This is a genomic window from Mycobacterium sp. (assembly GCF_035640695.1).
In the GTDB taxonomy this organism is placed as follows: Bacteria; Actinomycetota; Actinomycetes; order Mycobacteriales; family Mycobacteriaceae; genus Mycobacterium.
This window is the reverse complement of record NZ_DASQVQ010000138.1, coordinates 1-13,514: the sequence shown is the minus strand read 5'-3', so window position 1 is coordinate 13,514 and position 13,514 is coordinate 1. Positions and strand designations below refer to the sequence as shown.

Annotated in this window: 13 protein-coding genes and 1 tRNA gene; 8 read left to right on the top strand and 6 right to left on the bottom strand. The window is 66.3% G+C overall.

What is annotated here, in order from left to right; translation table 11 throughout:
* Positions 1-180 precede the first annotated feature (180 nt).
* Together VE759_RS16125 and crp are read left to right on the top strand one after the other, a co-directional pair.
* The gene (locus VE759_RS16125) at positions 181-477 is read left to right on the top strand and encodes a hypothetical protein (RefSeq protein ID WP_324934259.1); all 297 of its coding nucleotides are present in this window, start codon (positions 181-183) and stop codon (positions 475-477) included.
* Between the two features lie 122 nt (positions 478-599).
* Positions 600-1,274, top strand: coding sequence for a cAMP-activated global transcriptional regulator CRP (gene crp, locus VE759_RS16120; RefSeq protein ID WP_324934210.1), 675 nt, complete (start codon positions 600-602; stop codon positions 1,272-1,274).
* Between the two features lie 11 nt (positions 1,275-1,285).
* Here the strand turns inward: crp and VE759_RS16115 are convergent, their stop codons facing one another.
* From VE759_RS16115 to VE759_RS16105, 3 genes are read right to left on the bottom strand one after another with little or no spacing between them, the layout of a single operon-like run.
* On the bottom strand, positions 1,286-2,068 hold the full coding sequence (locus VE759_RS16115) for an MBL fold metallo-hydrolase (protein WP_324934208.1): 783 nt from the start codon (positions 2,066-2,068) through the stop codon (positions 1,286-1,288).
* 31 nt (positions 2,069-2,099) lie between these two features.
* Positions 2,100-2,555, bottom strand: coding sequence for a RidA family protein (locus VE759_RS16110; RefSeq protein WP_324934206.1), 456 nt, complete (start codon positions 2,553-2,555; stop codon positions 2,100-2,102).
* Positions 2,552-2,713, bottom strand: coding sequence for a DUF4177 domain-containing protein (locus tag VE759_RS16105; RefSeq protein WP_324934204.1), 162 nt, complete (start codon positions 2,711-2,713; stop codon positions 2,552-2,554). The genes VE759_RS16110 and VE759_RS16105 overlap by 4 nt, the downstream gene beginning before the upstream one ends.
* A gap of 57 nt (positions 2,714-2,770) precedes the next feature.
* On the opposite strand from VE759_RS16105, the gene VE759_RS16100 reads away from it, so the two are divergent.
* The gene (locus VE759_RS16100) at positions 2,771-3,784 is read left to right on the top strand and encodes an ArsA family ATPase (RefSeq protein WP_324934202.1); all 1,014 of its coding nucleotides are present in this window, start codon (positions 2,771-2,773) and stop codon (positions 3,782-3,784) included.
* A complete protein-coding gene (locus tag VE759_RS16095; RefSeq protein WP_324934200.1) occupies positions 3,781-4,908 on the top strand; it encodes an ArsA family ATPase in 1,128 nt (375 codons plus the stop codon). Before VE759_RS16100 ends, VE759_RS16095 begins: the two co-directional genes overlap by 4 nt.
* Here the strand turns inward: VE759_RS16095 and VE759_RS16090 are convergent.
* Positions 4,905-5,252: a WhiB family transcriptional regulator gene (locus VE759_RS16090; protein WP_324934198.1), complete on the bottom strand. Its 348-nt coding sequence runs from the start codon at positions 5,250-5,252 to the stop codon at positions 4,905-4,907. The two genes, VE759_RS16095 and VE759_RS16090, sit on opposite strands and share 4 nt — an antisense overlap.
* A gap of 273 nt (positions 5,253-5,525) precedes the next feature.
* Here VE759_RS16090 and ponA2 point away from each other — a divergent pair, with 273 nt between their 5' ends.
* The 4 genes from ponA2 to VE759_RS16070 all read left to right on the top strand — a co-directional run bounded on the left by ponA2 (position 5,526) and on the right by VE759_RS16070 (position 10,427).
* Positions 5,526-7,940 (top strand): transglycosylase/D,D-transpeptidase PonA2, encoded by a 2,415-nt coding sequence (gene ponA2, locus VE759_RS16085; RefSeq protein ID WP_324934196.1) that lies wholly within the window; start codon positions 5,526-5,528, stop codon positions 7,938-7,940.
* A gap of 78 nt (positions 7,941-8,018) precedes the next feature.
* Positions 8,019-8,978, top strand: a complete 960-nt coding sequence (locus VE759_RS16080; RefSeq protein WP_324934194.1) for a metallophosphoesterase — start codon at positions 8,019-8,021, stop codon at positions 8,976-8,978.
* 80 nt (positions 8,979-9,058) lie between these two features.
* The gene (locus tag VE759_RS16075; protein WP_324934257.1) at positions 9,059-10,114 is read left to right on the top strand and encodes a PLP-dependent cysteine synthase family protein; all 1,056 of its coding nucleotides are present in this window, start codon (positions 9,059-9,061) and stop codon (positions 10,112-10,114) included.
* A 239-nt stretch (positions 10,115-10,353) separates the two neighbouring features.
* Positions 10,354-10,427: transfer RNA gene (locus tag VE759_RS16070), tRNA-Pro, on the top strand.
* 106 nt (positions 10,428-10,533) lie between these two features.
* On the opposite strand, the gene VE759_RS16065 is transcribed toward VE759_RS16070, so the two are convergent.
* Positions 10,534-12,945: a family 16 glycoside hydrolase gene (locus VE759_RS16065; RefSeq protein ID WP_324934192.1), complete on the bottom strand. Its 2,412-nt coding sequence runs from the start codon at positions 12,943-12,945 to the stop codon at positions 10,534-10,536.
* A gap of 307 nt (positions 12,946-13,252) precedes the next feature.
* Positions 13,253-13,514, bottom strand: a 262-nt coding sequence (locus VE759_RS16060; protein WP_324934190.1) for an ABC transporter permease, incomplete at its 5' end; no start/stop codon positions are given.

The window sequence follows — 13,514 nt, the reverse complement described above, 5'->3', positions numbered from 1 at the left end:
ACGCGCGCGCCTAACCAGCCCCAGCCGGGTCTCGCTGTCCCACTTCCGAGATTTCTGAGGCCCGCCCACCGTCACCCTGCAAGGGTACTGACCCGGTTTTCGTGATCCCGCTGAGACCTTCACGGTGTTTACTTCTTGCTCGTGTCGTGGCTCTTCGTGGCGTTCATCCCCGGGTTGCTGATGCTGGCAACATTCGGGCTGGACCGCCTCGAATCATGGCTGAACCGCGACACGCTGCAGGTCAGCGATGTCGCCGAATTCCTCGAGCAGGCCGAACCCGGCGACGTCAGCACACTGGCCCGGGACGGGATGCCCGAGGCGCTGGACTGCTTCCACCGTCGCCGCATGGAGCGCATTGAACCCTCCATGGAGGCGGTGATTGAGGCCGCGAACAACGGCGCGTTTCATTCCCGCACACATGCATACAACAGGCCCAATCCACAGCTTCAAGAGACTCGGTTCGCCGATCCTGTGTAGCGTCGATCACATCGCAGATGCGCCGACCTCTAGACTTGTCTCGCTAACAGATTAGCGGTGGGTCTGCGCGTGTCATATCACCCAACAGGGCTCACATCACCCAACACGACAAGAGGGGCAACGTGGACGAGATCCTGGCGAGGGCCGGAATCTTCCAGGGAGTCGAGCCCAGCGCAGTCTCTGCGCTCACCAAGCAACTGCAACCGGTCGATTTTCCGCGCGGCCACGTCGTATTCGCCGAGGGCGAACCCGGAGACCGGCTCTACATCATCATTTCCGGAAAGGTCAAGATCGGCCGCCGGTCCCCCGACGGCCGCGAGAATCTGCTCACCATCATGGGGCCGTCGGACATGTTCGGCGAGTTGTCGATCTTCGACCCGGGGCCGCGTACCTCCAGCGCGACCACGATCACCGAAGTCCGTGCGGTGTCGATGGATCGCGACGCGTTGCGGGCGTGGATCTCCGACCGCCCGGAGATCGCCGAACAGCTGCTGCGTGTGCTGGCCCGCCGCCTGCGGCGCACCAACAACAACCTCGCCGACCTGATCTTCACCGACGTTCCGGGCCGGGTGGCCAAGCAGCTGCTTCAACTCGCGCAGCGGTTCGGCACCCAGGAAGGCGGGGCGCTGCGGGTCACCCACGACCTGACTCAGGAAGAGATCGCTCAGCTGGTCGGGGCGTCGCGGGAAACGGTGAACAAGGCGCTGGCCGACTTCGCTCACCGCGGCTGGATCCGGCTGGAGGGCAAGAGCGTGCTGATCTCCGACTCGGAGCGGCTGGCCCGCCGCGCCCGCTAATTGACCGGCCCTCAGCTCCGTAGGTAGTTCAGCTGGGCTTGCACCGACCATTCGGCGGCATCCCACAGCGTCTCGTCCACGTCGGTGTACACGTGCTCGACGATCTGCCGCGCCGTGGCGTCGTCGCCCAGGTCACGCAGCGCGCCCCGCACCTGCTCGAGGCGTTCCTCCCGGTGCGCCAGATACATGTCGGCGACGGCCTCCAGGTCGCGTAGGTCGGGGCCATGGCCGGGCAATACCACGCGCGGGCCGAGGCCGCGCAGCCGTCGCAATGACTCCAGGTAGGCGGCCAGGCTGCCATCCTCGTTGTCGATGACGGTGGTGCCGCGGCCGAGCACAGTGTCGGCGGTCAGCACCGCGTCGTCGAGCACAAACGACACCGAGTCGGCGGTGTGCCCGGGCGTTGCCATCACCTTGATGCGCAGGCCCGCGGCGTCAATCACCTCGCCGTCGGTCAGATAACCGCCGAGGCCGCGCAGAAACCCGCTGCCGACCGACCGCACCGGCGCGCCGGTCAGCTCGACGATCTGGTCGATGCCGCCGGTGTGGTCGGTGTGGCGATGACTGATCAGCACCAGCGCGATCCGGCCCACCTCGGCGACTCGCTGCACGTGCTCGGCGTCCTCGGGTCCCGGGTCGACGATCACCACCTCGTCGCTGGCCGCCGCGGACAGCACCCAGGTGTTGGTTCCCTCCAGCGTCATCAGCCCGGGATTGTCAGCCAGCAGCACCGACGCCGAATCGGTGACTCTGCGCAGCCGACCGTAGGCCGGGTGGCTCAATCCCTCGGCCATCGAGCCAGCAGACCTCGACGCGGCCATCGAGCTAGGAGACCTCGACGATCATCTCGACCTCGACCGGCGCATCAAGCGGCAATTCCGCCACGCCAACCGCGGAGCGGGCATGCGCGCCGGCCTCCCCGAACACCTCGCCGAGCAATTCCGATGCGCCGTTGATTACACCGGGCTGCCCGCTGAAACCCGGTGCGGACGCAACGAATCCGACGACCTTGACCACCCGGCGCACGGAGTCGATGCCGACCACCGAATGCACCGCGGCCAGAGCGTTTAACGCGCACACCCGGGCGAGCTGCCTGGCCTGCTCGGCGCTGACCCCGGCACCCACCTTGCCGGTGCCGACGAGCTTGCCGTCGCTCAGTGGCAGCTGGCCGGCGGTGAACACTAGGTTGCCGCTGCGCACCGCGGGCACATACGCCGCCAGCGGCTTGACCACTTCGGGCAGCGTGACGCCCAGCTCGGTCAGCTTTGCCGATGCGCTCACTTGGACCGCTTCAGGTACGCGACGTGCTGTTCCCCGGTGGGGCCGGGAAGAACCGACACCAGCTCCCAGCCGTCGGCGCCCCACTGGTCGAGGATCTGCTTGGTGGCGTGGGTCAACAGCGGGACCGTCGCGTACTCCCACTTGGTCGGTTCGCTCATGGATCATGAGCCTAGCCGCGGGCCGGGGCGTGACCGCCGGTTGGCTAGCATGCAGCTGTGGCAACCACACCCAACGGTGGGGTCGGCTGGCCGGCACGATTGCGAAACAGCCGCCTGCACTTCGTGACCGGCAAGGGCGGTACCGGCAAGTCGACGGTTGCGGCGTCCCTGGCGCTTGCGTTGGCGGCCCGCGGCCGCAAGGTGTTGCTCATTGAGGTCGAGGGCCGCCAAGGCATTGCGCAGCTGTTCGATGTGCCGCCGCTGCCCTACCAGGAAGTGAAGATCGCCACCGCGGAGGGCGGCGGCCAGGTCAACGCGCTCGCGATCGACATCGAGGCAGCCTTCCTCGAGTACCTCGAGATGTTCTACAACCTCGGCTTGGCCGGCCGGGCCATGCGGCGCATCGGCGCGATCGAGTTCGCCACCACCATTGCGCCGGGACTGCGTGACGTGCTGCTCACCGGCAAGATCAAGGAAACCGTGGTGCGCGCCGACCGGTCCGGCCAGCCGGTCTACGACGCGGTGGTGGTGGACTCCCCGCCGACCGGGCGCATCATCCGCTTCCTCGACGTCACCAAGGCCGTCGCGGACCTGGCAAAGGGCGGCCCGGTGCATTCGCAAAGCGAAGGCGTGGTGCGGCTGCTGCACTCCGACCAGACCGCGGTGCACCTCGTCACCCTGCTGGAAGCGTTGCCGATGCAGGAGACCAAGGAGGCGATCGACGAGCTGCGGAAGCTCGACCTGCCGATCGGCAGCGTGATCATCAATCGGTGCATTCCGGCATACCTGCAGCCCGACGATCTGGCCAAGGCCGCCGAAGGCGCCATCGACGCCGACGCCGTGCGCGCCGGGCTGACCAAGGCCAACGTGAAGCTCGACGACACCGATTTCGCCGGCATTCTGACCGAAACCATCCAGCACGCCACCCGGTTGAAGGCACGTGCCGAGAGCGCCGAAGAGCTCGAACAGATCAGGGTGCCTCGCGTAGAACTGCCCAGCCTGGCCGACGGCGTCGACCTAGGGAGCCTGTATGAGCTCGCCGAAACACTTGCCCGACAGGGCGTTCGATGAGCACCGCTCAGCCGGCACTGGACATCGCCACGATGCTCCAGGACAGGTCCAACCGAGTCGTGGTGTGCTGTGGCGCTGGCGGCGTTGGCAAGACCACGATCGCAGCGGCGATGGCATTGCGCGCGGCCGAATACGGCCGCACAGTAGTGGTATTGACGATCGATCCCGCTCGCCGGCTCGCACAGGCGATGGGCATCGACGAATTGGGCAACACCCCGCAACGCGTTCCGCTCGCTCCCGAAGTCAAAGGGGAGTTGCACGCGATGATGCTCGACATGCGGCGCACGTTCGACGAGATGGTGACCCAGTACTCGGGGCCCGAACGCGCTGACGCAATTCTGGACAACCAGTTCTATCAGACCGTGGCGACGTCACTGTCCGGCACGCAGGAATACATGGCGATGGAAAAGCTGGGTCAGCTTCTCGCACAAGACAAGTGGGACCTTGTGGTGGTGGACACCCCGCCGTCGCGCAATGCACTGGACTTCCTTGATGCGCCGAAACGGCTGGGCAGCTTCATGGATAGCCGGCTGTGGCGGCTGCTGCTGAGCCCAGGCCGCGGCATCGGGCGACTGGTGACCGGCGCGGTGGGACTCGCGATGCGCGGACTGTCCACCTTGCTGGGCTCCAGATTGCTTTCCGACGCAGCGGCGTTCGTGCAGTCGCTGGATGCCACGTTCGGCGGCTTTCGGGCCAAGGCAGAGCGCACCTATGAGCTGCTGAAGCGACGGGGCACACAGTTCGTCGTCGTGTCGGCGGCCGAGCCGGATGCGTTGCGGGAAGCCTCGTTCTTCGTCGACCGGCTGTCGCAGGAGGCGATGCCGCTGGCCGGGCTGGTTCTGAACCGCACCCATCCGAAACTGTGCTCGCTGTCGGTCGAACGCGCGGTCGACGCGACCGAGGACCTGCAGGCCGACGATCCCGACGCGCTGGCGGCCGCGGTACTGCGGATTCACGCCGACCGCGCGCAGACGGCCAAGCGGGAAGTGCGGCTGCTGTCCCGGTTCACCGCGGCGAATCCGCATGTGCCGATCGTCGGCGTGCCATCGCTGCCGTTCGATGTGTCCGACCTGGAGGCGCTGCGGGCGGTCGCCGATCAGATGACGACGACCAACGCGGCCTAACCGGCGCTGCGCTGCTTGCGCTGGGCGGCGAAGAAGTCCGCCCAGGACACCACCTCGGGGTGCTGCTTGAGCAGCGCGCGACGCTGACGTTCGGTCATCCCACCCCACACCCCGAACTCGACGCGGTTGTCGAGGGCGTCGGCGCCGCATTCGAGGATCACCGGACAATGCCGACAGATCACCGCGGCTTTGCGCTGAGCGGCCCCCCGCACGAACAGCTCATCGGGGTCACTGGCTCGACAGCGGGCTTTGGACACCCAGGCGATGCGGGCCTCGGCCTCAGCACCCTGGACTGGGCTGTGAGCAGTGATTGTGGTCCGCGCGGCTGTCCGTGTAGCTGACACCAGATCCCCTTCGTTCCGGCCGCCAGCAAATGGCGGTTCCCCTGGCGGGACCGCTGATGCGATCTGCGCCACATTGATCAGGTCGAGTGTGACCTGAATCGCACTGTGAGTACAAGTTAGGTGGTCAGATATCGTTTGCGCAACACTTTGGACACGACTTTTTTGGCACAACCGTGCCGTGATCCATTGCCCAGGCAAAATTGTCGCAGCCGTAAGTCGGCGATCTGCGGCTCACTCCGCAGACCGCTCGGGCATCCTCAGTACTCTGTACGCATGTCGGAACGCCCCCCGGCCTCCGTTACCGTCGTCAAACTTGCCTGGTGCATTTTGCTGGCCAGCGTCGTTGCGGCGGGGCTGATGTTCCCGTTCATCGGCGGCATCGGCCTGATGTCCAACCGCGCCTCCGACGTCGTCGCTAACGGCTCGGCCCAGCTTGTCGAGGGTGAGGTTCCGCAGGTTTCGACGATGGTCGACGCGGCCGGCAACCCGATCGCCTGGCTGTACTCGCAGCGGCGGTTCCAAGTGCCCAGCGAGAAGATCGCCGACACCATGAAGCTGGCGATCGTCTCGATCGAGGACAAGCGCTTTGCCGAACACAACGGCGTGGACTGGAAGGGCACGCTGACCGGCTTGTCCGGCTACCTGTCGGGCAACATCGACACCCGCGGCGGCTCGACGCTCGAGCAGCAGTACGTCAAGAATTACCAGCTACTGGTGATCGCTCAGACCGACGCCGAGCGGCGCGCGGCGGTGGAAACAACGCCGGCCCGCAAGCTGCGCGAGATCCGGATGGCCTTGACCCTGGACAAATCGTTCACCAAGCCGGAGATTCTGACCCGGTATCTGAACCTGGTGTCTTTCGGCAACAACGCGTTCGGCATCCAGGACGCCGCTCAGACCTACTTCGGCACCGACGCGTCGCAACTGAATTGGCAACAGGCGGCCCTGCTGGCCGGGCTGGTGCAGTCAACCAGCTCGCTGAACCCTTACACCAATCCCGATGGTGCGCTCCAGCGGCGAAACCTGGTGCTGGACACCATGATTGAGAATCTGCCGCAGCACGCCGACGAGTTGCGGGCGGCCAAGACGACGCCGCTGGGGATCCTGCCTCAGCCCAACGAGCTGCCGCGCGGCTGCATCGCGGCCGGCGATCGGGCGTTCTTCTGCGACTACGTGCTTGACTTCCTTGCCCGCGCCGGCATCAGCAAGGAGCAGGTCGCCCGTGGTGGCTATCTGATCAAGACCACGCTCGACCCCAAGGTGCAAAGCACGGTCAAATCAACGGTCAGCCGCATCGCCAGCCCCACCCTCAACGGCGTCGCCAACGTGATGAGCGTCATCAAGCCCGGCAAGGACGCGCATCGGGTGATGGCGATGGCCAGCAACCGGACGTATGGCCTGAACACCGACGCCGGCGAGACCATGCAACCCCAGCCCTTCTCGCTGGTCGGTGACGGGGCCGGTTCGATCTTCAAGATCTTCACCACGGCCGCCGCACTCGACATGGGAATGGGCATCAACGCCCAGCTACAGGCGCCCGCTTTCTTCCAGGCCAAGGGCATGGGCAGCAGCTCGAGCCCGGGATGTCCGAGGGAGACCTGGTGCGTGCGCAACGACGGAAACTACCGCGGCACGCTCAACGTCACCGACGCGCTGGCCACGTCGCCGAACACCGCGTTCGCCCGCCTGATCCAGCAGATCGGCGTGCCGCGCGCGGTGGACATGGCCGTCCGGCTGGGCATGCGCTCCTATGCCACGCCGGGAACTGCGCGGGCCTATGACCCCCAAAGCAACGAGAGCCTCGCCGATTTCATCAAGCGCCAGAATATGGGCTCTTTCACGCTCGGCCCCTTCCAGCTGAACGCGCTCGAACTGTCCAATGTCGCGGCGACGCTGGCCTCCGGCGGCGTGTGGTGCCCGCCGAGCCCGATCGACAAGATCGTCGACCGCCACGGCAACGAGGTGTCGGTGACCACCGAGACCTGTGATCAGGTGGTCCCCGAGGGTCTGGCCAACACGCTGGCCAACGCGATGAGCAAGGACGACCAGGGCGCTGGCACCGCTGCCGCCTCGGCGGCCTCGGCGGGATGGAATCTGCCGATGTCCGGCAAGACCGGCACCACCGAGGCGCACCGGTCGTCGGGATTCGTGGGCTTCACCAGCCAGTACGCCGGTGCGGTCTACATTTTCGACGATTCGACCACCCCGTCCGACTTGTGCTCGTTCCCGCTGCGCCAGTGCGGCAGCGGGAACCTGTACGGCGGTAACGAACCGGCGCGCACCTGGTTCGAGGCCATGAAGCCGATCGCCAATGATTTCGGCGAGATTCACCTGCCACCGACCGATCCGCGCTACGTCGACGGCGGCCCGAATTCGCGGGTGCCCAGCGTTACCGGCATGAAGGTGGACGCGGCCCGGCAGCGGTTGAAGGACGCCGGCTTCCAGGTCTCCGACCAGACGGATTCGGTGAACAGCACCGCGCCCTTCGGGGAGGTCGTCGGCACGAATCCGGGCGGCCAAACGATTCCCGGCTCGATCATCACGATCCAGACCAGCAACGGTGTTCCGCCCCCGCCACCACCGCCACCGCCGGGCGCTGCGCCGGCGATCGGCTCGACCGTGGTGGAGATCCCCGGTTTGCCGCCGATCACGGTGCCGGTGCTGGCGCCACCGCCACCACCGCCGTAATCGCGGCGCAGGCCACAACGGCGCACGCCGCAACGTCGTCAACCGATGACGGCCGGTAACGGGCAGTAGGCTGCGATCATGCCCTCCGCATCGCCCGTCCTGAAACGCACCGTCGCGGTGGCTGTTGGCTCGGCCGTCGCCTGGACCGGTTATGCCTCGATCATCGAGCGCAACGCGTTCGTCGTTCGCGAGGTCACGATGCCGGTGCTGACGCCTGGGTCGTCGCCGCTGCGGGTGCTGCATATCAGCGACATCCACATGCGACCGGGCCAGCGCCTCAAGCAGGCGTGGCTGCGCGAATTGGCGCGCTGGGAGCCCGATCTGGTCGTCAACACCGGCGACAACCTCGCTCATCCGCGGGCCGTTCCCGCCGTCGTGCAGAGCCTCGGCGAGCTGCTGGGCCTGCCGGGGTTGTTCGTGTTCGGCAGCAACGACTACTTCGGCCCGCGGCTGAAGAACCCGGTCAACTACATCACCCGGCCCGAACACCGCACGCACGGCACGCCGCTGCCGTGGCAGGACCTGCGGGCGGCATTCACCGAACGCGGCTGGCTGGACATGACGCACAACCGGCGCGAGGTCGAGGTCGCGGGCGCGACCATAGCGGCAGCGGGCGTTGACGACCCGCACATCCGGCGCGACCGGTACGACACCATCGCCGGGCCGGCCAGCCCGGCCGCCAACCTGCGGCTCGGACTGACGCATTCCCCGTATCCGCATGTACTCGACCGGTTCGCCGCCGACGGCTATCAGCTGGTGCTGGCCGGACACACTCACGGTGGGCAGCTGTGCCTGCCGTTCTACGGGGCGATCGTGACGAATTGCGACCTGGACCGCTCGCGCGCCAAGGGGGCGTCGCGATGGGGCGCGAACATGCGACTGCACGTGTCGGCGGGCGTCGGCACGTCGCCATTCGCGCCGGTGCGGTTCTGCTGCCGGCCCGAGGCGACGCTGCTGACGCTGGTAGCCGCACCGACGGGCGGCCGCGGGGCCGGTAGCCGGTCGGTGCAGTCACATCCGACGGCTTCGGTGCGGTGACCCAAACCGGGCCGAGCCCCGAATCGCTTCGCTTCAGCCCGCCGACCTCGGTCGTCTCCCGTGAGCGCCCCCGCGACTGGGTGGACAACGCGGTTCGGCTGATCGAGGCCGACACCCGCCGCAGCGCAGACACCCATCTGCTGCGTTACCCATTGCCGTCGGCGTGGCGCGACCACGTCGATGTGCAGCTGTATCTGAAGGACGAGACGACCCACATCACCGGCAGCCTCAAGCACCGGCTGGCGCGCTCGCTGTTTCTGTACGCGTTGTGCAACGGCTGGATCACCGAGAACACCACGGTGGTCGAGGCGTCGTCGGGTTCGACCGCGGTGTCGGAGGCCTACTTCGCCCAGTTGCTCGGATTGCCGTTCGTCGCGGTGATGCCTGCGTCGACGAGCACGGCCAAGGTCGCGCTGATCGAAGCACAGGGCGGCCGTTGCCATTTTGTGGAGGAATCGGGTCAGGTCTACGCCGAGGCGGAACGGCTCGCCCGCGAGGCCGGTGGGCATTACCTAGACCAGTTCACCAACGCGGAGCGGGCGACGGACTGGCGCGGCAACAACAACATCGCCGAGTCGATCTTCACGCAGATGGGCGAGGAAGCCCATCCGGTTCCCGACTGGGTCGTCGTGGGCGCGGGCACCGGCGGCACCAGTGCGACCATCGGCCGTTACATTCGCTATCGGCGGTATGCGACCCGGCTGTGCGTCGTCGACCCGGAGAATTCGGCGTTCTTTCCGTCCTACGCCGCCGGGGAAGACGTGACGACGGGCGTGTCGTCGCGGATCGAGGGTATCGGGCGCCCGCGGGTGGAGCCGTCGTTTCTGCCCGACGTCGTCGACCGGATGGTGGCCGTCCCGGACGCGTGCTCGGTCGCGGCCGCGCGGCACGCCAGCATCGTGTTGGGTCGGCGGGTCGGCCCATCCACCGGAACCAATCTGTGGGGTGCGTACGGCCTATTGGCCGAGATGGTCGCCGAGGGCCGCAGCGGATCGGTGGTGACGCTGCTCGCCGACAGCGGCGACCGGTATGCCGAGACCTACTTTTCCGACGAGTGGATCACGCAACACGGCCTGGAACCGACCGGTGCGGCGGACGCGCTGACCGAGTTCGAGCGGTCCTGCCGCTGGGGCTGACCCGGCTGTGCCTGCGCCTCACCGCGGTCCGCGGTCAGAAACAACCAAAGCGCGGCTAACCCGAAGAAACCCAAGTACAGCGCTGCGCCCAACCCGGTCATGATGTCGTAGCTCCTTCGCGCCGGCCGCGTCCACCGGTCAGTATCACCAACGCCACCGACATCCAGATCAATCCCACGCCGGACACCAACTGCGTTTGGAAAGTCGGTGGCCCGGTGCGATACGCTGACGTGGCTTCACGGGGTGTGGCGCAGCTTGGTAGCGCGCTTCGTTCGGGACGAAGAGGCCGTGGGTTCAAATCCCGCCACCCCGACTCAGAACTAGCAGGTCAGGGCCCTAGTCGGTCAAGCCGGTGAGGGCCCTCACCCCTGTCGATCGGCTCGGCGGTAGCGCTCCCCCGGCGGCCCGGCCGCGTTCGACTATTTCACGAACAGATTTCGGAAGGCGACCTTCGACGGGTTGCCATGTACCTGAAGTGCGAGGAGCCCGGAGCGAGGGCGATCACTAGTGTAGCCGTTTACGAGTTGACCATTGAGAGTGACACGAATGTTTGGTCCATTGGCCTCGATAAGGTAGGTGTTCCACTCTCCCACTGGCACCATCGGGAAGGCGGTGGGCGCCTGTAGACCATATATTGCGCCGGTCTTGTGAATCCCCTGGCCGGGCGGGTTACCAGCGCCGAGGTCGTCGATTTGTATTTCGTGGCCCTTGCGATCCGCCCGGGCCAGGGCGTCGGCCGGCGCGACGCCTGTTGGGTCGGGAACACGAATGTAGACACCCGAGTTGTCACCAACCGCCGTTTCTCGCCATTCGAGCCATAGAGAAAAGTCCCCGAATGTTCGATTTATGTAGCAGTACAGGCCATATCCGCCGGCGGTCTCGAGTATCGATCCGAGTCGCGTCATCGTCGGATTCGTTCCGGGCGCAGCGATCATTGTCCAGTCGGCCGGGTTCAGCGACAGCGGTGTGAATCCGGCTGGAGTACGGGCGCTGACGATGGCAGTGGCGGTTCGCCGCGCAAGCGATAGCGCGGTCAGTGAGGGGTTCGCCGACCCTATCGTGGGGAATAGCGCCGGTCCTGCGACGTATGCGTTGGAGATGTTGTGGAAGCGCCCGTCGCTGTTGGTAATTGAGGCGCCACTCGGACCCATGAATAAGGTCCCGGCTTCGTGGTGGGTGGTGCCGAGCCCGTCGCGCCATGGTCCGCCGTTGATCGGGTCGACGGCGGGCCGGTTGGGACTCCACTGGCCATTAACGAGGTACTGGATGTCCCCAGCGGCGCCTGCGCCCGGACCGCCGGCGAGGGTGTCGGCCAGGTCGAGCGCGGCGAGGTCCATGTCTCGCCAGGTCGCGGTGTCGGCGCCCGACGTGCCGAGTCGAACGAAAGCGCGCCGCTGTCCGAATAACGGGTCGGTCTCCGGGCTGAGGTCAATCCAGTTCGCCGCGGGGTCGGGACTCAGGCTGGTATTCCCGGTCATCTCGCCGATGCCGCGCAGCACGATGGTGATCCAGTTAGGGTCTTGGTTTGCCCGGATCTGGCCGATCGTGTCGATGTCTGGGATCTGCTGGAACAGGTTCTGCTCGGGATTTTGTGTCCCGACCGCGGCAGCGACGACCTGGAAGTGGAAACGCTTACCGCCGGTGGCCCCGCGCACCAGGAACGCGGTGGTTTCCAGGTCCTTGGGGGCGCCGGCGGGCAGACCAAGAGCGCTGCGCTTGATTCTGACCGTGATGTTGCTGCGCAGGTGTGCCATTAGGTTGCCCAGGCGGGGGGATCCGAACCGGGTGTCACCCACACCGAGCGAAGTGAGCGCGAGCCGGGTGGCCTCGATCGTGCCGTTGGCCAGGACCACAGCGCAGCCAGCCGGCACGGCCAGCGTGCGTCCAACGCCGTTGCTGCGCACGTCGATGCTCGTCACTGCGCTACCGGTGAGGTTAAGACGCAGCACCTGTGTCCGAGGGACGAGGAAGAAGCGGCGGCTGACGTCGCCTCGACTGGTGTTCGTGGCGGCGTCGTTGCGGACAGCGTCGATGATGGCTGGTGCGCTGGAGTATTTGTCGAAGGCGAACAGGCCGGACGCCGGCGCGGAGCCCTCTACCGCCAGTGGGGCTTCCTCAACCTTGCTCAGGCCGACGACGGTCGTGATGGCCTTATCCAGGTCGTTCAGCAGGGTGTCATGAAAGATTGAGCTGAACATGAAGTCGGTGGTGGTCGCGCTGCCGATCTCCTCGGCGGTGAGCTCATAGCCGCTTCGGCCACCCGGGTCGCCGGGCACGGCATTTTTGAGAAAGGCGCGCACATCGGCGGGCCAGGCGGTGAGGTCGTCGTCCGTCAGCTCGGGTGACCAGCCGCCCCAAAAAAGTGACCGGCCGCCGATGCTGTAGGCGAGCCCGGGGAATCCGGCCGGGGTGGTCGTGGGGTGAGCGGCGCTGGTGTCGGTGATCCATGGCATTCCCCAGACGACGTTCTGTACGCCGTTGTCGACGGTGCGTACTCCGGGAGCGCCGAGGCTGCCGCCCAAGGGCGGCAGATTCTGGATGTGGGAGGGCAGCTCGAATGCACCGGCGTCCAGCAACAGCACCCGCAGTCCGATGCCCGCGCCGTGTCGGTAAAGCTTCTCCGCGCAGTAGCCGCCGAACATGCCGGCACCGATCACAATGGCGTCGAACGGAAATCCGCCATCGGTCAGACTGGCCGTTATTTCGTCCCAGTCGTTGCTGACGTATCGGCCGAACACGTCGTGGGTGAACGCGGTCTGCTGTACCTTGACCCGCTGCGTCGGATCTGGCGAGCCCACGAGCAGCGGCAGGTCCGGTGGTGACTTTGGCAATATTCCCCCTGGTCTAATTTGGTGCCCGCTCCGGGCAGGTTCGGCTCGGGCACATGTGGGAATGGGTCACGGTCTCGCCGACATCGCTACCAGCGAAAGGTGCTAAAAGCGTTGATATATCGGGTATATCGGGCTGCGCCCCTAACCCATGGCCGTGATGTGTCGATGAAACCGTGTGATTACGGCAGCAACGTACCGCTGGCAGTCACCAAAACACACGAGTAACGGACTACTTGTCTTCGGGAAGAACTCGCGCACCATCGGTGCCCGATTACAAAGCAGTCGGAACTGGATGACAGCCGATGGGTCAGCGGCGGTCGAGCGGGATGAGGCGGTGGGCGGTGTCGAACAGGGCACGTTCTGCGAGGCGGGCGACGAGCAGCGCGGTCACCGCGGTGGCGGCCAGCAGCATGTACATGACGACGGTTTGGTAGCGGATCGCGGTGAGCGGGTCGACGCCGGCCAGGATGAGTCCGGTCATGGCGCCGGGCAGGCTGATCAGCCCCACCACCTTGGTGGAGTCGATCGCCGGCTGCAGGGCGGTGCGCAGCGCCGATCGTTGGTGGGGC